At 43.1% G+C, this 17735-nt stretch carries 16 protein-coding genes; 8 read left to right on the top strand and 8 right to left on the bottom strand.

Annotation, left to right across the window (positions count from 1 at the left end; genetic code table 11):
• Window positions 1-35: 35 nt before the first annotated feature.
• Window positions 36-359 (bottom strand): hypothetical protein, encoded by a 324-nt coding sequence (locus F0232_RS08445; protein WP_061030994.1) that lies wholly within the window; start codon window positions 357-359, stop codon window positions 36-38.
• A gap of 201 nt (window positions 360-560) precedes the next feature.
• On the opposite strand from F0232_RS08445, the gene F0232_RS08440 reads away from it, so the two are divergent.
• Window positions 561-878 carry a helix-turn-helix transcriptional regulator gene (locus F0232_RS08440; RefSeq protein WP_008216956.1) on the top strand — a complete coding sequence of 106 codons (318 nt, stop codon included), beginning with the start codon at window positions 561-563 and terminating at the stop codon, window positions 876-878.
• 76 nt (window positions 879-954) lie between these two features.
• Here F0232_RS08440 and arfB read toward each other — a convergent pair whose 3' ends face one another.
• Entirely contained in the window at window positions 955-1365 is a 411-nt protein-coding gene (arfB, locus tag F0232_RS08435) for an alternative ribosome rescue aminoacyl-tRNA hydrolase ArfB (protein WP_105058162.1), read from the bottom strand.
• Window positions 1366-1452: 87 nt separating this feature from the next.
• Between arfB and F0232_RS08430 the strand changes: the two genes are divergently transcribed.
• Complete coding sequence (locus F0232_RS08430) at window positions 1453-2058, top strand: beta-phosphoglucomutase family hydrolase (protein WP_105058163.1); 606 nt, start codon at window positions 1453-1455, stop codon at window positions 2056-2058.
• 42 nt (window positions 2059-2100) lie between these two features.
• On the opposite strand, the gene F0232_RS08425 is transcribed toward F0232_RS08430, so the two are convergent.
• From F0232_RS08425 to F0232_RS08410, 4 genes are all read right to left on the bottom strand, one after another.
• Window positions 2101-4005, bottom strand: coding sequence for a diguanylate cyclase (locus F0232_RS08425; protein WP_105058164.1), 1905 nt, complete (start codon window positions 4003-4005; stop codon window positions 2101-2103).
• A gap of 237 nt (window positions 4006-4242) precedes the next feature.
• A complete protein-coding gene (locus F0232_RS08420) occupies window positions 4243-5991 on the bottom strand; it encodes a formate--tetrahydrofolate ligase (protein WP_105058165.1) in 1749 nt (582 codons plus the stop codon).
• A gap of 271 nt (window positions 5992-6262) precedes the next feature.
• On the bottom strand, window positions 6263-7567 hold the full coding sequence (locus tag F0232_RS08415; RefSeq protein ID WP_105058166.1) for an inosine/guanosine kinase: 1305 nt from the start codon (window positions 7565-7567) through the stop codon (window positions 6263-6265).
• A 116-nt stretch (window positions 7568-7683) separates the two neighbouring features.
• Entirely contained in the window at window positions 7684-8160 is a 477-nt protein-coding gene (locus F0232_RS08410; RefSeq protein WP_061030989.1) for a CreA family protein, read from the bottom strand.
• 249 nt (window positions 8161-8409) lie between these two features.
• Here F0232_RS08410 and F0232_RS08405 point away from each other — a divergent pair, with 249 nt between their 5' ends.
• The 3 genes from F0232_RS08405 (at window position 8410) to F0232_RS08395 (ending at window position 11763) form a co-directional block, all read left to right on the top strand.
• Complete coding sequence (locus tag F0232_RS08405; RefSeq protein WP_105058167.1) at window positions 8410-8904, top strand: hypothetical protein; 495 nt, start codon at window positions 8410-8412, stop codon at window positions 8902-8904.
• A 60-nt stretch (window positions 8905-8964) separates the two neighbouring features.
• A complete protein-coding gene (locus F0232_RS08400) occupies window positions 8965-10773 on the top strand; it encodes an HD domain-containing phosphohydrolase (RefSeq protein WP_105058168.1) in 1809 nt (602 codons plus the stop codon).
• Window positions 10774-11034: 261 nt separating this feature from the next.
• Window positions 11035-11763 carry an HAD-IA family hydrolase gene (locus tag F0232_RS08395; protein WP_105058169.1) on the top strand — a complete coding sequence of 243 codons (729 nt, stop codon included), beginning with the start codon at window positions 11035-11037 and terminating at the stop codon, window positions 11761-11763.
• Between the two features lie 442 nt (window positions 11764-12205).
• Here the strand turns inward: F0232_RS08395 and F0232_RS08390 are convergent, their stop codons facing one another.
• Window positions 12206-13630, bottom strand: a complete 1425-nt coding sequence (locus F0232_RS08390; protein WP_008216941.1) for a methyl-accepting chemotaxis protein — start codon at window positions 13628-13630, stop codon at window positions 12206-12208.
• Window positions 13631-13778: 148 nt separating this feature from the next.
• On the bottom strand, window positions 13779-15002 hold the full coding sequence (locus tag F0232_RS08385) for an aromatic amino acid transport family protein (RefSeq protein WP_061030984.1): 1224 nt from the start codon (window positions 15000-15002) through the stop codon (window positions 13779-13781).
• 447 nt (window positions 15003-15449) lie between these two features.
• Here F0232_RS08385 and F0232_RS25175 point away from each other — a divergent pair, with 447 nt between their 5' ends.
• The 3 genes from F0232_RS25175 (at window position 15450) to F0232_RS08375 (ending at window position 17656) form a co-directional block, all read left to right on the top strand.
• Entirely contained in the window at window positions 15450-15578 is a 129-nt protein-coding gene (locus F0232_RS25175; RefSeq protein ID WP_008216938.1) for a hypothetical protein, read from the top strand.
• Between the two features lie 137 nt (window positions 15579-15715).
• A complete protein-coding gene (locus F0232_RS08380) occupies window positions 15716-16327 on the top strand; it encodes an ACP phosphodiesterase (protein WP_105058171.1) in 612 nt (203 codons plus the stop codon).
• A 57-nt stretch (window positions 16328-16384) separates the two neighbouring features.
• Window positions 16385-17656 carry a DEAD/DEAH box helicase gene (locus tag F0232_RS08375; RefSeq protein ID WP_061030982.1) on the top strand — a complete coding sequence of 424 codons (1272 nt, stop codon included), beginning with the start codon at window positions 16385-16387 and terminating at the stop codon, window positions 17654-17656.
• Window positions 17657-17735 lie beyond the last annotated feature (79 nt).

Here is a 17735-nt window from a genome sequence, read left to right as displayed (position 1 = left end):
TGATAGTGTTTATATAGCTATGTTGACGTCCGTGGTTACGTGAACACTACATTGGTCTTCCTACTGTACCTTTCGATTATTTCATCCATTTCTTTAATCGCTTTATTGATACTGAGAATACCGCCTTTCGCCACGCTTTTCTCATTAAGGTTTAACGCAGAAAAGGCCAGTTTGAGCTCTTTATCATCAAGCATCTCTGCGTGTAACAACACTTCTTTGTAGGTCAGAAGCCTGTGCTGAACTGCAATAATATCAGCACGGGTAGTGTTTGAATTCAAAGTCTGCTTAATGCAAGGAAACGCTAATTTGTAATAATTCGCAATTTCCAACTCGACGTCTTTCTTGTTCGCAATTTGCAATTTCTAATATTTCCCATCCTTGGTTAAACCAAGTTTATTCGCCTAAATACATATCACTGACCTTTGCGTTGAGGTTTATGAAACGTAAGGTTTTTTAAGGCTCGAATAATATGCCTTTGATGGCTTATGTAAACATGGGCAAGTCAATATGGTCTGCTTCTTGCTGAAATTAGGTCATAACTGTCTAGTGGAGAGAGCCCTATGTCACAAGAGCCGATAATCATGGCACTGATTGAGCGCAGGAAGCGAGCGAATTTATCACAAGAAAAGCTCGCAGCTAGTGCAGGTATGAGTTTGAAAACGTATCAGCGAATCGAACGCGGTGAAGCAGATATTAAGATGTCTCAATATCGTTCAATAACCAGAACGCTAAAAGTGACAGATTTGGATGTTGTTCTGGATATAGTAGGCGCTTCTCATGCGACGGCTGAAGATGTCGCCGCGGTCAGTCGTTTACTCACTAGTGAAGAGCGGCTGCTGTTAATTAAGCTGATTTTATCGATCAAAAAACCGAAATAGAGAGGGGACAGTGGGCGTAAACCGAGTAGAGCAGTTGTTTCATTGGTGATGGGTGCACCAAGGGGAAATGAAGCAGCTAGCTCACTCTTCCTCTAAGTTGTTTGGTATTGCTTCTTTGTTTTTTGTTCTCTAGACGTTTTCTTTGCGAGCTACGTGTAGGCTTAGTGGCTCTTCTTACTTTCTGAACTTTTGTCGCTTCTAAAATCAGTTCTTTCAGGCGTATTAACGCGTCCTCTCGGTTTTGTTCCTGCGTTCTATATTGTTGAGCTTTAATTATGATCACACCGTCTTTAGTAATTCGGCTATCTTTGAAGGCTAACAACTTTTCTTTGTAGAAATCGGGTAGAGTGGAGTGGTTGATATCGAAGCGAAGGTGTATTGCACTCGATACTTTATTGACGTTTTGGCCTCCAGCACCTTGAGCTCTGATCGCAGTTAACTGGATCTCCCAGTCTTGAATGGATACAGAGTTAGATATTTGTAACATAAACTTCCATTTTGAACGGTAATATAGCGTCATGATACTGAATATTGGTTATGGTATCAGTAACTTTCTTAAAGAGTGGTAGCAGCAATGAAAATAGATTTAACGGCATATGAGGGATTAATCTTTGATATGGACGGTACGTTGATCGACACAATGCCAGCGCATGTACAGGCATGGCAGCAGACAGCTGATGAGTTCGGCTTTCATTTTGAAGCATCTTGGTTGCATAGTTTGGGCGGTATGCCGAGCTACAAAATAGCAGGTGAAGTAAACAGTAAATACGGTTTGTCTCTCGATCCCCAGGCAGTGTCAACGTTCAAAATGGCTTCATTTGCGGCAATTGAAGAAAAGGGAGATGTTATCCCATGTACGCACTCTTTGTTGCTTGAACACCTAGGTAGCAAAAAGATTGCAGTTGGTACTGGAAGCCAGCGCAAGAGTGCGGAGCAGCTTCTAGAAAAGACGAACATTCTTAGCAAGCTCGATATTCTTGTTACCGCTACAGACGTCAAAAATCATAAGCCGAACCCTGATACGTTTTTGGATGCTTGCTTTGGTATGGGATTAGAACCAAAGCAATGTGTGGTATTTGAAGATACGGACCTTGGTAAACAAGCTGCTCACGCTGCTCAGATGGATTGCATTCTCGTGGTTGAAGGAAATAAGTTAGAGTTTCACCCTGCGCCAAACTGATAGCTATTGAACCAAGAAGGTTGCCTAGCTGACGCTTTGGAGCTAGGCGATTTCACTCATCTCTGTGTCTAAGAACAAACATACGCTATCACGGCCCGCGGCTTTCGCTTCATATAGCGCCAAGTCGGCACATTTATAGTTGAGAGCCGGATCGCTCGTTAGGTTGGTGATACCGGCACTGACGGTAACAATACTGTCTAGCTCAAGGCTAACCGCAATTCGCAGTCTATTAAGTACGTAGTCAGCTTCTTTTGTTGTGGTGTGAGGCAGAATAACCCCAAACTCTTCACCGCCAATACGCGCAACGAAGTCAGTTTCACGACACTCACGTTGCAATACTTGAGCAACGGTCTGAATCACTCGATCGCCATAGTCATGACCAAATCTATCGTTGATTCGTTTGAAGTGGTCGATATCCAAAATCGCTAAGCAAGAGTGCTCGCGGGTAGGGTAACGATTAATACGAGAACATTCGTCACGCAGCTCAAGATCAAACTTACGTCGATTCCAGCATCCCGCTAAGGCATCTTTTTCACTCAAGTTTCTAAGTTTGTTCTCAAGCTCTTTGTGTTTGCTGATATCAACAAACGATGCGACATAAAACTGAATCACACCTTTAGCGTCTTTGATGGTTTGGATGCGAAGTATTTCGGTGATTAACGACCCGTCTTTACGGCGGTTGACCACTTCACCTTCCCACATTCCTTTCTCTTTGATTACGCCCCACATTTTAATGTAGAACTCTTCATTGTATCGACCGGACGCAAACATCGATGGTTGACGACCTTTAACATCCTCTAAGTCATAGCCGCTTACGCGTGTAAATTCTTGGTTTACCTTGATAATGCGGTTATTACGGTCGGTGATTACTAAGGCAGACATACCGTTCATCGCGGCTTTTGCTAACTGGCTTTCAATACTGTTTTTCTTGTGGTTTCTGTTCCAGAGCACAAACCCTGCCGAGATCATTGAGATTAAAATCGTTAAGGTAACGATCTGTACAACGATGGCGTGGTTTTCGCGTTGATATTGGCTATTAAACTGTTGATTTTCGACGTGAAGAACCATGTAGATAGGGCCTTCAAACTGTTTGATCTTCGGGCTGATATTGGCGTGAAAATACCAGTTTTTACCATCAAAATAGCTAGAAGAGGTGTTGTCTTGTATCGCTGCCCAAAGTTTTGGGTACTGTTTGGCGTAGGTTTGTTCTGAACGCGCTTCAATTACATGGCCGAACGACTCAGAAGGGTCTGGACCCATAATGATGTGACCCGTCTTGTTAAGGATGATTGGAACGGCAGAAGAATCACCAATCTGATAATGAAGGCGCTTATAAATCTCAAGCATATTTAGATTAGCAATGAAGTAACCAATGATGTGGTTGTTATCAGCTACTGGTGACATGATGCGAAGCGCCGGTACTAAAGGTCGAACAATTTCGCCATTTTCAACCTCTAGATCAATCCCTTTACTACTGACATCGCCAACCTTTAATTGTTTGAGCACCTCAAAATAGTTACGGGACGATTTGTCTTGAAGTTCGTTCGTGGGTACGACCTTGGCTTGACCATTTTTGTAATTAACTCTGAAGACTTCATTCCCGTCTAAATCAAGATAGCGTAATTGAGAATAGTACTTCTGACCGCGAGCCAACATAACCCAAAGATCTTGCAGTGCTTCAGTATGAACGGTCGATGGTTCGTTGATTGCACGCAGAAGTGTTTTTGATTCAGCTATAGAAGGGACTGAATCGGAGATCTGCTCAACGATGACCGCTAGCTCATGAAAGCTGTATTCGATTTGGTTTTGGCTAGATTGCTTAATGTTTAACGAGTGCTGGGCTTCTACTCTGTCTAATTCAGAGTTGATATAGAGGGCAGGGACTAATCCTAGGGCAAATACGGTGCACAGAAATTGGCCGACTAGTTTTTTTATACTTGTATTCATCACTGTCCTCAAAGAATCAGCGCAATACTATATATTTTATAGGGTTTTTAATGTGATCTTGACCCAGAACTTAAGACAAGTTTTGCATATTATTGTGGTTTTACTGCAACTTTGTGCAATTGAGCTTGATTATCGAGCAACCCATCAACAACAAAACGGTTGCTCGATATAGACTTTCGTTCCGAAAAAAGAAGCGTTTAAATCTCGATTTTTCGATATTTATCTGGATAAAGGTGTCTAACTAAGGCCAACAATATTTCCATTGCTATCAATGTCTAACGACATGAATGCTGGTTTATCTGGTAATCCAGGCATCGTCATTACATTGCCACATAGAGCGTAAATAAATCCGGCACCCGCACACAGTTTTAGCTCCCTGACAGGAACGTCAAATTGGCTTGGTGCACCTTTGACTTGTGCTTCTGTTGAAATAGAAAGTGGTGTTTTTGCTAAGCATACAGATAACTCGTTAAAGCCGTGCTGTTTAAACTCCGCTAGTTGCTGTTTCGCTTGAGGGGATAGGGTAATGCTCGCCGCACCATAACCGATTTCCGCAACCGCCATAAGTTTCTCTTCTAAGCTTTGCTCTGCTCGATACAGTGGTTTAAATTCACTGTCACTCTGGCATGCTTTGACTACGGCATGAGCGAGTTGAGTGACACCGTCACCGCCTTTGCCAAACGCTTCACTGACTTCTACTGTTACCTTGCTATCAAATTCTGTGATCATCTGTTTCAACGTAGCGAGTTCTTGCTCTGAATCCTGTGGGAATCGGTTAATGGCAACAACAGTAGGCACGCCATATTGCTTAACGTTGTTGATGTGCCATTTTAGGTTTTCGAAACCAGCAATTAGCGCATCTTGGTCATCACTGAAGATTGAATCTGGTAGTGGATTACCAGGTCTCAAGTCATATAAGCCTGAGTTAGCCTTTAACCCACGCAATGTCGCAACAACTACCGCACAGTCGGGCTTCTTATTGGAAGCTTTCGCTTTGATATTACATGCTTTTTCGAAGCCCATATCAGAACCAAAACCGCCTTCAGTCACCACAAAGTCACTCAGTTTTAGCGCAATCTTATCGGCAATAATTGATGAGTTGCCATGGGCGATGTTTGCGAATGGACCGGCGTGGATTAGGGTTGGAACGCCTTCAAGCGTTTGCATCAATGTCGGCTCAATGGAGTCTTTCATCGTCACTGTCATTGCACCAGCGACACCAAAGTCTTCTGCGGTTAAAGGTTGACCTTGATTATTGTAGGCAAGAACAACCCGACCAATACGTTGACGTAAGTCTTGAAGGTCATCGGCCAGTGCTAAAATAGCCATAAGTTCTGAGGCCGCTGAGATATCAAATCCGTCTTCGCGTTCATAACCGTTGATCGTTTTATCAGATTCGTTTTTACCCACAGTGATCATACGTAATGCGCGGTCATTATGATCGAGTACACGTCTCCAAACAATTCTGCTGGAATCGATATCCAAGGCTTTCAAGCCAGAGCGCGCCTCAAAAGCTTCTAAGCCTTCACGTTGTTCGTGATAGAAACGTGCATCGATCGCTGCAGAGGCAAGGTTATGAGCGGCCGTTACGGCATGAATGTCGCCAGTCAGGTGAAGGTTTAATTCGTCCATAGGCGCAACTTGAGAGTAACCACCGCCAGCAGCACCACCTTTAACACCGAATACTGGGCCCATTGAAGGCTGGCGAATACACGCCATTGCTGATTGGTTAATCTTGGCAAGCCCTTGCGCTAACCCGATGGTCGTTACCGTCTTACCTTCACCGAGTGGCGTGGGCGTAATCGCAGTCACAACAACCAGTTTTCCGTCAGGTTTCTCTGATAAGCGTTCAAGTGATTTGAGAGACACCTTCGATTTATATTGCCCTAATGGCTGGTGTTCATTGTTTTGTAGGCCAGCGTGCTTGGCAACCTCACTGATGTTTTTAAGGGAAGTAGAGCGACAAATATCGATATCAGACTGCATATTTGATCCTTATATCAGAACCGAAAGGTGGTACGTAAACGTTTGCGTGGCGATGGTACTGTATAAATTTGCTAAGTAAAGGCAAACCACAGGAATTATGTGCTGGAAGATAACAGATTTGAAGAGTCATTGCGCGAGATCAAATCTTCAATGAGCAAAATATTCGATTTGATTTTGCATTAAGTGCACACATTTACGTTTAATACAAAAAGGGCTGCATATCGCAGCCCTTTAAGATAGGAAAGGTAACTCAGGTAATAAGTAACGTGGATTAACGATCCCAGTATGTTTCTTCTAAGCTATCTTCGCGTTCTGGTAATGCGCGAGAAAGGCGAGGAGAGTGCTGTGTTAATACTTCGTAACTTACACGGTTTGCGTACTTACAAATTTGAGACAGTGAAGAGTACGTTAGACACGCGTGCTCGTGTTTCTCTGAGTTTGGTACGTTAACGAAGTGGTAGCTGTTTGCTGCCATGTCGTGTAACAGAGCTGAAAGTGCGCCATCACCAGCACCGTTAGTGTTCTTAATCTCTAATGGGCCACCAAGGTATGGGCCAATGTGAGAGTACACTTTTACTGGGTTTTCACAGTCTTGCTTACGCATTGCACGGCTGAATTCGTACTTGTTGAACTCAGGGATATTACCTGGCAATAGTGGAAGCGTAGTTTCGCGTTTGGCTAGCTCGTCTGTGTAACCTGCCATGTAAAGGCCGATTGGACCAGCAGTACACAGTACTAGGTCAACCCACTCTAGAGCTTTGTTCGCTGCAAGAAGTGGATCTTTTTCGCCTGTTAACGCTTCACCTTCGTCTTCATTCATCGCAACGATAGTCACGTTCTCTTTCAGGTATTCTTGCCACCATTCAGCATTACCTTCGATCACGTACTTTGTACCAAGCGTAAGAACAACTGGCACGTTATGCGCTTTTGCATACTCAATCGCTTTTTGTACCGCTTTTGGCATTGGATCTTCAGGATTACCACGCATTAGGTATGAAGACACGACAAGCGCTGATGCTTTCTCGAAGACTTTCTCAGGAATGCTTTCAGGAAGAAGCTGGTTCATGTGTCCTTCGTTGATAGCAAACGTACGCTCGCCATCTTCGGTGATTAGCGTGTAACAACGACCAATTGGACCATCAACAGTTTGTAGGTGGTTTAGGTTCATACGAGAAGAAGTACGGCATAGGTAACGGTAACCAAATGAGCCAACTTCAATTTTCTTAGACATTACGCCAAGCAGCACAGATTTGCTGTCTGCAAGTACGGAATAGTTGTGCAGTGTGTTGCCGATAGTATCGCCTGGGTATTGATGCGTGATCAAACCGCGCTCTACAAGCTCTTCATACAGCGCATCGGCTTTACTTTCTTCCAATACAAGTGAGTGACCTTTACTCAGCTCATATTTATCTAGGAACACGCTGTCAACACGGGCTTCGATATCAACAATCGTTTGACCGACACCAACGATCGTTGCGCGGTGCAGTTTAGGTGTTTGTTGAATTTGGTTGACCAACGGATCACGTGCGTGAGTTGGAAAGTAATGCTTAGATTTACGCTGTCCAGGAAACTTCATATGAAAAATACAGTGAAAAAATTTTGCCGCATGATATCACATTTTGTTTCTGTTTCTTTCATTTTTATTACATTTTGAATCACCTGCACAATGTCTGTACAGGTGATTCGTATTGATTATTCTGTTGGTACTAGTGTCGCAGGATCAACATAAGCCTCTGTGCCCCATAGAGGAACGGTAGACAAGCTATGTTTGAAGCTGCCTTCAGTCTCTTTCGTTGTGTAAGACAAGTAGAGTAGAGATTGATTCTCAGCGTCGTAGATACGGCGAACTTTCATGGTCTTGAAGAAGATACTTTTCGACTGTTTGAACACCACTTCACCTGATTTACTCTTATCAATCTTCGCTATCATTTCAGGCGTGATTTCACCCGTTTGGCGGCAAGAAATAGAGCTGTCACTTGGATCAGAAAGGCTGAGGTTTGCCTCGATGGAAGCGATGTGACAAGTCACTCCTGGAATTTTGTCATCGTCTAATGATGACATCTTAATGTCCTTCATTGTGAAGAAACCTAAAGATACGTCGCCAACCTCGTTGTCCGAACAGCCTGCTAACATTGTCATGATACCGGCTGCTATTAAGGCTTTTTTCATAAGAAGTCCTTTTTATTTGTATAGTTCTGTTTACTATAAGGAAAATTGAAAGCTTGAATACGAGTGTAGAGCTTTTCGCTAAGTTCTTAAAGGATGTTGTTACATAATGAAAAATATGAAGCATTTAAAGTACTTGTTGGCCTTGGTGATGCTCTGTATGCTCTCTGCATGTAGCTCGGCGCCTCAGCCGACCGTATGTCTTCCAAATAACTGCGATATTTGGGGATACTAACTGTAGGTACTAAAAGAATGAATAACGAAATACCTGAAATAGCATTAAAGAAAAATCAATGGTTATTTAGCCAACTCGACATTGCATACCCCGCAAAAGAGAGCCTTCTAGGTTTAGATATCTATAGAAAACAACTTTCCCAAAAAACTTACCAACTCCTTCCGCAAGCTCAAACTCCCTCACACATCGATGAATTGCACAAAGTGGATTATCACAAACTCACGGTACTTTTCTCGCTCAACCAAGCTAGTGCGTATCAAGATGAAGCCGAAAGGGCCAATATCTTGGAGTTCCTGAGCCAAATCATGTTGTCAGATGAGCATGACTTATATGTCGGCACTAAAAACGGTGACGTAGTGGCGAGTGCGATTGTGACCGTCAGTGAAGATGAAGTGTTAATATCGGATATTGTTAACCAAGACGATCAAAATATTGTCGGGTTTGCTAAACAGTTACATGATTTTTGGGCACAAGATCAAGGTTCTTTCGATAAAGTGTGGTTCGAGAACTAAAGATCCTTTGAGAAAGCGTTAATCTGAGTACAATACACCGTCTTTTAAAAAGGGTTCGGTATGTACAAGCTATTGATCTCAATCGCTGTATTGTGTGTTAGCGCTTTTTCTCCTGTGATTTATGCTAATGACTGGGATGTTAAACAAATCCTAGTTCTTCACTCCTACGAACCTTCCTACCAATGGACCGCGGATTTCCAAAAGGGCATCGATAGTGCGTTTAAGCAATCTCAAAGCGAAGTTAAGCTCTCTATTGAGCACCTAGATACCAAGCGTATCCACAGCCAACAATACTATGACTCTCTAGTCGAATACTTCGAAGCCAAATATTCAGATTATGAATTTGAGGGGGTTATTGTGACAGATGATAACGCTGCCAACTCCCTTGAATCATTGAGTTCTATTATTGACCGTTCGACGCCAGTAGTGGCAGTCGGTATCAATGATCTCAGCACCGACATGTATGCGGTGAGTGATAAAGCGACCGTGCTTTATGAGAATGATCATATTGATATTAATATCGAGCTTATCTCTCAACTACGCCCTAATATCAAGAACTTATACTTTGTAAATGATTACAGTGTCACGTCTCAGCTGATCCGTAAAGAAGTTCATAAAGTCATGGCGGGCTTCCCACAAATCAATTTAGTTGAAATCAATAATCAAACACTGGAGCAGGCCAGCCAATACCTGAAAAACATTTCTCCTGACGATGCAGTGCTAATCAGCCACTACAATACAGAGCTAACCCAAGGTGTTTACCACTCTTATACGGAAATTGCTGAGAAGCTATCTAAGGCGAGTGCAGCGCCCGTATTCGCTCTTTGGCAGTTTTATATTTTAGGGGACGTTCTAGGTGGCTATGTGAACCACTCACAAAGCATGGGGGAACAGGCTGTCGATGCTCTCGACAAATATGTACCACTGGGTTTTAAAAGCTCTTTGGTACCAGGTGATAACGTACGTTTCGTTTTCAACTACGACGCGATTCGGAAATACGGTTTAAGCGAAAGCGCGTTGCCTAAAGAGTCCGTGATTATCAACGAGCCTTCCTCTTTTCTGCGTAAGAACTTTCAACTGCTTCTGGGTTTGACCATGGTTATTGCGGGTCTTAGTTTGATTGTCGTGATGCAATTCATCACTTTACGCCAAAAGAAAGAGCTAGCGAAAAAGAACAAGCGCATTCTGTCCCTGCAAAAGCAAACTTTGAATGTCCAAAAAGAGATGATTCATGTACTAGGTGAGGCCATTGAGACACGTTCAGGCGAGACAGGCAATCATGTTAAACGCGTGGCTAAGTTGTCAGCATTGTTAGCCAAGCACAGCGGTTTGAGTCACCGCGAAGTCGAGATGATAGAGATCATCAGCCCAATGCACGATGTCGGTAAGATCTCGGTTCCAGAGTCTATTCTCGACAAACCGGGTAAGCTAACCGAGCAAGAGTGGGAGGTAATGAAGCTTCACACCACAGCGGGTTACAATTTGTTGAAGAGCGGTTCAGGTGATATTACTAACCTAGCGGCGATTATTGCCAATGAACACCATGAACGTTGGGACGGCGCCGGTTATCCAAATGGTAAGTCGGGTGAAGAAATCCACTTGTTTGCTCGTATTACTGCGGTCGCGGATGTATTTGATGCATTGCTGAGCGCTCGTTGTTACAAAGAGCCATGGTCTTTAGATATGGTTGTAGACTTATTTGAGCGAGAATGCGGCTATCAGTTTGATCCTAACCTGACTCAGTTACTTCTGAAGCATTTACCAGAGTTTGTCGCGATACGAGATGCCTATCCTGACACCGCAGCTTTTGAATATACCTTCAAGATAGAGGATAAATCCAAAGTCGAAGCAGAGTCGCCAGTCAGTTAATACTTCGTACAACGATTTTTGTATTCTAAGATTTATATTTTCTCCTATTAACTTCAGTTTTTTGTAAAGCTTTTAGGCATTGATACTGTGAGCCTGGTGATAATTTGATGATAACTGTTGCTTATGGCGACTCAGAAGGTGATCTGCTGCATATTTTGCGAAGAGAAATAAGCATGCATCCGTAAACTGTTACCTCAGTCATCCCTCACTTTGAAAGAACCCTATAGGATAAAACTTGGATTGAATCTGAGTGAGAGAACTATGCGGTTAGAACAGACTAAATGTGTGATATTTGATTGCGATGGCACGCTTATCGACAGTGAAAAGCTGTGCTGCCAAGCCTTAGTCAATGTCTTCAGCGAATTTGGGGCCAACTTAAACCTCAACGACTGCTACGCTCACTTTCAAGGCGGGAAGCTAGCAGATATTTTAATGGACACGCAGGCTCGTCTTGGTCTATCCATCTCTATTGATACACTCGAACCTTTATATCGCACTGAATTAGAAGCCTTGTTCCAACGTCACTTGAAGCCGATGGATGGTGCTATCGAACTGATTGAATTCCTCAAACATCAAGACATCGAATTTTGTATTGCTTCTAATGCGCCGAAATCTAGAGTTGAATCTTCTCTCGCAATGACAGGTATGCTTGATGACTTTAAAGGGAAAGTGTTTTCGGCGTTTGATGCAAACAGCTGGAAACCAGAGCCAGACTTAATCATGTATACCGCAATGAATATGGGTTTTTTACCTAATGAGTGTATTTATGTTGACGATACCTTGAAAGGTATTGAAGCAGGTGTAAGAGCGGGTATTCAGTCGTTCAGATTAAGACCGAATGTAGATGAGACATTAAGTGATGACCCAAAAGCCGACACAGCAGAGCTGGCGGCTCAGGATATCTATAGTTTGGAAGAAATTTCCGTTTGGATTAATGGCAAGCACTGCTCAAGTGGTGATAAACCGAGCTCTGCAGCTTTCGTGGGTTAGCGCCCAATTGAAGGCTGAGTACTTTACTAAATTGTTTTGTGTGAAATCCGCAGGATGCGCAAGTAAACTTCTCTCCACTTTCCGAGAGTAGATATTCGTCATGTTGGCATAAAGGGCATGTCACGTCTTCGGTGTTTGGTGCTTCTGTTTTATTCATTATGTGTCACCTGCAGCAAGAGGGTAAGCGAAAAAAGACCCGTATAGCTAGATTACTCCTAAGCTCGTTTATTAGACAGTTTTGCTCCCTTATATTCTCTCCTTTGCGACTTGCTTCATGGTAATGATAATCTCATCGTTAGTACCCATGGTAAATGTAATGACATTGGCGGATTTTATTAAAAAAGGACTCATAGCGAGTCCTTTTTAGTTTGCTTTCAATTTTTTCTAGTTCAGAAGCTGGCGATTATTATTTTCCAGCGCCATGACGCTCATCTTCGTTAGGTTAAGTGCGATATCTCGCTAAAGTCTGAGATAGGGTAATCGATGCGTCCGTTAGCTTTGATACACCGTTCGATGAGTTTTGAGCGACTTCTTTTATTACATCGGATTGACTGCGAATGTCATTGAGCTCTGCGGCGATGGTATTCGCTACGTTACTTTGCTCATCAGCAGATGTGGCGATTTGAATACTCATGTCCATTAGCGCTTGTGCGGAATCAGCAATTGAGTTTACGTCGTCACCGATGTTTGAAATCAGCTGGCTACTGGTCTGCGCTTGATCGACGGTTTGCTCGGTAATCTTTGCAATGTTTTGGCTTTCTTGTTGCAAACGCTCAATCATAGCTTGGATCTCTACCGTTGCGGATTGAGTTCGGCTAGCCAGCGTTCGTACTTCATCAGCAACCACCGCGAAACCACGTCCTTGTTCGCCCGCACGAGCTGCTTCAATGGCCGCGTTCAATGCGAGTAGGTTTGTTTGCTCTGAGATAGCATTGATTGTGGTTATCACTTCGTTTATTTGACTGGTGTTCACATTCAAGCTGGTCACAGAAGAAGAGGTTTGCTCGATCAAAGAAGACAGGGTAGTTATTTCTGAAATTGCTTGTTGTACCTTCGCGTGGCTGTCGTTAATTTGTTGTGCGTCTTGCTCCGTCTGCTCGGTCGAACGTGCTGAAATGTTAGATACTTCGTTTGCAGAAGCTGTCATTTGGTCCATTGCTGTTGCAACAGAGTCTAGCGAAGCGTTTTGACTCATAATTTGTGTCTCACTGCGCTTCATCTCAGTTTCAAAAGAAGAAGAGGTTTCGCTAAGCGTTGCGGCGCTTTGGTTAACGTTGTTTACCAGTTCGGTCAGAGTATCCATTGATCGGTCAAGTGCGCAGCCAATCGTTCCAAACTCATCACGTCCTGGGTGGAAGCCGAGTCGAGAGGTTAAATCGCCATCTCCAATCTTTTGAGTTGTTGTATAAAGTACCCAAAGTGCGCCTCCTAAGAAAGTGGCAACCCAGTAGCAGAAAAGACCGAAAGGGACACACCATAAAAAGCTGAGTAATAAAGTGTACAGTGCTTGCTGTTTTTGGTCTTGAGTATCGTAATTAGGAAGGGTCAGTGAATAGTATTTACCGTCGGTACCGATTGCCGTTGCCGTAACAACGCCTTTATCTGAAATCGTTGTAGCGTGAGGGTTTGATTGTTGGGTCACGCCACTTACGCTAGTTGGGATATCTGAGGCTGATAAAATGCCTTGTAATTGGTATTCGGCTTGTTGTTTTGCACTAGTGTCAATTTGCTCCATTTTATTGACATAGTTGAGGCCAGATAAGCTTGCTACTGCAGCGAAAAAGATTAAGAAAATAACCCAAAACTTATCGTTGATAGACATTTTGATAAACAGCTTGTCTATCGTTCGAAATTGTACTTCTTTCATAAAAACTCCACGGTAAATCCTTTACCGTGGACTCTAAATAACCGACCTCAATAAAAATGTGATGTAAGCCGAGTAATTGTGAAAACTAATGATATGGATATGTCATTAATGAGATCTCGATCAATTATATCATTCGCGTAACCCGTTATTAGCCCAGTGAAGGTAATAACCCTACTGATATAAGGATTTGAATCGCAATAATAAATACACCAATACTCCCTGCTAAAAACAACGCCTTGCTTCCACCTAGCACTTGGTAGGCTGCAGCGGTGTCTTGAGTGTTGATCGTGAAATCTGTGTAACGTACTTTATAGACCATCACGGTAGGCAACAGAATCGCTAGCACTGAGAGTGCAATTGCTGCATAGCCTAACGCCATGATAAAGCCTTGCGGGTAGAACAGTGCAAAGCCAAGTGGAGGCAAGAAAGTGATAATCGCAGTCTTAACACGTTTTGCACTACCTAGCTTATTGCTTAATGAGTCGCCCATAAATTCAAATAGACCCAAGCTCACACCGATAAATGAAGTGAGAAGAGCGAGGTCGGCAAATACGCCTACGATGACGCTAAGGTTTGATTGGTGCACCGTTTGCGACAACGAAACCAATAGGGCACCTAGACTAGTGTCAGAAAGTAATTGTTCTTGGCTTACAACGCCTAAAGTAACGCCTTGCCAGAAAATGTAGATAACTAAAGGCAAAGCAGAGCCGATGATCATTACTTTACGTAGCGAGCGTACATCGCCATCTAGGTATCTTACGATAGAAGGGATACTGCCGTGGAAGCCGAAAGACGTGAACACGACAGGAATAGCTGCAACGATCAGGCCTTGCTGTAAAGGCATGCTCAATAGGTATTGAGAAGTGATGTTTGGTGCTAGGAAGCTAAGTACCAGAACCATAGCGATCAGTTTCAAACCAAATAAAACGCGGTTTACTTTATCAACACTGTGTGTGCCAATGGTTACAACGCCCGCTACTAGCAGTGTGAAGAGTAAAGTCGTGACTTGACCGTTCAGTTCAATACCCGCTATATCTGAAATACGCTGATTAAACTGTGCACCACCGCCCGCGATGTAAGCTGCGCATAGAGCATAAAACAGGAACATAACCGCGAAGCTCGCAATCCATTTCCCCTTAGTACCTAAAATCGTGTGAGCCAGTGTGTGTAGGGTCGCGTCGGACTCCACGAATTGGTGAAGCTCAACCATTAATAATGCTGTAAACGCCATTAATGCCCACAAACCAAGCATCAAGAAAAGTGAAGTTGAAAAGCCAATGCCTGCAGAAGCAAGAGGAAGAGCGAGCATGCCAGCACCAATCGTTGTGCCTGCAATGATCAAAGTACTACCGAAAACCTTTGATTTATTCATTGTATATAATTCTTTACGTTGGAGTGTGTTTTCATTGTAATTCTTCTAGCTTAAGCGCATAAACCCAAAGAATATCTCGATTTTGAAGTATTCTGATTGAGTTTAATTCCAAATGCAACATCTAATGTAATCAAAAATATCCACTGTAAATTTATGTTTACATTAATTTTGGGTCTAGGCACTTAAAAGGGTGAAGCAAACGTTTGACCATGATCTGCTTCAAAATTTATAGAGTAATTTGTTGTACTTGGTGTAAGCTGGCAGTAGATATGTAGTTCGCGTATACCCCTTTAGCGTAGATAAGCGCTGATGATCGCGAGTAGCTTCAAGCTATAAATATGGAATGGGTAGAGTAGAGTGCGTTCATCAAAGTGACATAATATAAGTCCAAGATGGTGCACTAGTTAATTGGACAACACGTCCACACCAAGGAATAGAGGGGGCACAATGAGTGACCAATCTTATAATGACGAAAGTCTTGAGCTGTTAGATGCTATGGAAATTGGCATTGATTTATCTGACTACGAACAGACAGTTAAACAGTTAGCAGAAGAGCTTTTTACATCTTCTAACTAACGTTTCATTTCAATTCTTATACTGAGCAAATCTGATTCGCTCACTCGTCATACCAAAAGCTATCCTCATTAAAGTTCGCGAAGATAAACAAGTACGTTTACCATGTTACTTAGTTCTCGACACTTTAATGAGGTTCAATGAACTTTCTCGCACACCTTCATATCGCCAAACACTGTAAGAGCAACCTAGCAGGAAACTTGTTAGGTGACTTCGTTAAAGGCGACCCAAATAAATATTATTCAGACTCACTTTCTGATGGCATTCGACTTCATCGCTTTGTAGACAGTTATACAGATAGGCACGAGGTTTCTCGTTCTGCTAAATCACTCTTTTCAAATCAAACGAAACGCTTTGCGCCTATTGCACTCGATGTATTCTGGGACCACTGCTTAGCTAATCATTGGGCTCAGTTCTCGACACAATCACTTGACCATTTTTGCTCCGACAGCCATCAGCAGATCTTTGAAAACCAAGAGCCACATTGGCCTGAGCACTTCATTACTGTTCACCAAAAAATGGCTGAGCAGAGGTGGTTAGAGAGCTATCAAGAGATGTCATCCATAGAAATGGTGTTACAACGAATGGCGTTGAGAAGGCCAAAGCTCGGTCTGCTTAAAGCGTGCTATGCTGACTTAGAAATTCACTATGATACGTTGCAGTGTCACTTTAATGAGCTTTATCCCATGGTTTTGAAGGAAGCAAACGAGTTTAATGCACTCCAATTACAGAAAAATCAAAAGGAAAGGTAAACAGCGTAATGCAGGTTTGCTACAATCCGCGCCTATTTAATCTTTGAGCATCATACTATGTCTGAATCTACGAAATCTTTTAACCAACTAGGATTGTCTGAGCATCTACTTGCTACGCTATCAGAGCTTAATTTTACGGCTCCAACCAGTGTTCAAGAACAAGCGATTCCTTTGGTATTAGAGGGCAAAGATGTGCTGGCTGGTGCTCAAACGGGTACGGGTAAAACAGCGGCTTTTGGCTTGCCAATTATTCAAAGATTACTCGCAACCAAAGATAACGTTATTCCAAACCCTAAGTTAGTTCGTGCTCTGGTTTTAGTGCCAACGCGTGAGCTTGCACAACAGGTGTTTGATAACGTAACTAGCTACGCAAAGGGCACAGACCTCAAAGTGGTAGTGGCTTATGGTGGAGTGAGCATGAAGGTCCAAACCGATAACCTACGTGCAGGTGCCGATATCTTAGTTGCGACTCCGGGTCGTTTAATAGACCACATGTTCACTAAGAACATCATGTTGAGCCAAACAGAAGTATTGGTATTAGATGAAGCTGACCGCATGCTAGACATGGGTTTCATGCCAGATATCAAACGTATTCTTTCGCGTATGAATGAAGTGCGACAAACTCTGTTTTTCTCGGCAACGTTCGACAACAAAATCAAAGCCATTGCGCACCGCATGATGCAGTCACCAAGTGAAATTCAAGTGACACCAACCAATAGCACTGCTGAGACGGTTAAACAGATGGTTTACCCAGTCGATAAGAAGCGCAAAAGCGAATTACTAGCGTACTTAATTGGTTCAAATAACTGGCAACAGGTATTGGTGTTTACTAAGACGAAGCAGGGCACAGATGCTTTGGTTAAAGAGCTCAAATTGGATGGCATTAAAGCGGCATCAATCAATGGTGATAAAAGCCAAGGTGCTCGCCAAAAAGCCCTCGACGATTTTAAATCAGGTAAAGTAAGAGCACTTATCGCAACCGATGTTGCTGCCCGTGGCATCGATATTCAGCAGCTTGAACAAGTGGTGAACTACGATATGCCTTACAAAGCGGAAGACTATGTGCACCGTATTGGTCGTACAGGCCGCGCGGGGAATAGTGGCCTTGCAATTTCTCTTATGAGCCACGATGAAGCGTACTTGCTGGGCGCAATTGAGCGACTACTCGATACACGTCTACCTCAAGAGTGGCTAAAGGGCTTTGAACCTAGCCCCGAGCAAGATGTGTCACCTGAGCGAGGTGGTCGTAGTAAAAGCCGTTCAGCAGAAAAGCGTAAAATGAAAGCAAAGCTCAAGATTCACCAAAATCGTGGTAAGGCTCGCCGATAACCGGGCTTTCTGAACCTTTCCAATAAAAACGCGCCGTTACATGAATGATGTAACGGCGCGTTTTTGTATCGTTCAAATT

The organism is Vibrio sp. T3Y01 (assembly GCF_013114525.1).
GTDB lineage: Bacteria > Pseudomonadota > Gammaproteobacteria > Enterobacterales > Vibrionaceae > Vibrio > Vibrio chagasii_B.
The sequence above is the reverse complement of the archived record's forward strand: the minus strand, read 5'-3'. Positions and strand labels throughout refer to the sequence as shown.

Bases quoted from the DNA above. Each gene is read 5' to 3' on its own strand.
- F0232_RS08440 (WP_008216956.1), top strand. From the start codon at position 561: ATGTCACAAGAGCCGATAATCATGGCACTGATTGAGCGCAGGAAGCGA.
- arfB (WP_105058162.1), bottom strand. From the start codon at position 1,365: ATGTTACAAATATCTAACTCTGTATCCATTCAAGACTGGGAGATCCAG.
- F0232_RS08430 (WP_105058163.1), top strand. From the start codon at position 1,453: ATGAAAATAGATTTAACGGCATATGAGGGATTAATCTTTGATATGGAC.
- F0232_RS08425 (WP_105058164.1), bottom strand. From the start codon at position 4,005: ATGAATACAAGTATAAAAAAACTAGTCGGCCAATTTCTGTGCACCGTA.
- F0232_RS08420 (WP_105058165.1), bottom strand. From the start codon at position 5,991: ATGCAGTCTGATATCGATATTTGTCGCTCTACTTCCCTTAAAAACATC.
- F0232_RS08415 (WP_105058166.1), bottom strand. From the start codon at position 7,567: ATGAAGTTTCCTGGACAGCGTAAATCTAAGCATTACTTTCCAACTCAC.
- F0232_RS08410 (WP_061030989.1), bottom strand. From the start codon at position 8,160: ATGAAAAAAGCCTTAATAGCAGCCGGTATCATGACAATGTTAGCAGGC.
- F0232_RS08405 (WP_105058167.1), top strand. From the start codon at position 8,410: ATGAATAACGAAATACCTGAAATAGCATTAAAGAAAAATCAATGGTTA.
- F0232_RS08400 (WP_105058168.1), top strand. From the start codon at position 8,965: ATGTACAAGCTATTGATCTCAATCGCTGTATTGTGTGTTAGCGCTTTT.
- F0232_RS08395 (WP_105058169.1), top strand. From the start codon at position 11,035: ATGCGGTTAGAACAGACTAAATGTGTGATATTTGATTGCGATGGCACG.
- F0232_RS08390 (WP_008216941.1), bottom strand. From the start codon at position 13,630: ATGAAAGAAGTACAATTTCGAACGATAGACAAGCTGTTTATCAAAATG.
- F0232_RS08385 (WP_061030984.1), bottom strand. From the start codon at position 15,002: ATGAATAAATCAAAGGTTTTCGGTAGTACTTTGATCATTGCAGGCACA.
- F0232_RS25175 (WP_008216938.1), top strand. From the start codon at position 15,450: ATGAGTGACCAATCTTATAATGACGAAAGTCTTGAGCTGTTAGATGCT.
- F0232_RS08380 (WP_105058171.1), top strand. From the start codon at position 15,716: ATGAACTTTCTCGCACACCTTCATATCGCCAAACACTGTAAGAGCAAC.
- F0232_RS08375 (WP_061030982.1), top strand. From the start codon at position 16,385: ATGTCTGAATCTACGAAATCTTTTAACCAACTAGGATTGTCTGAGCAT.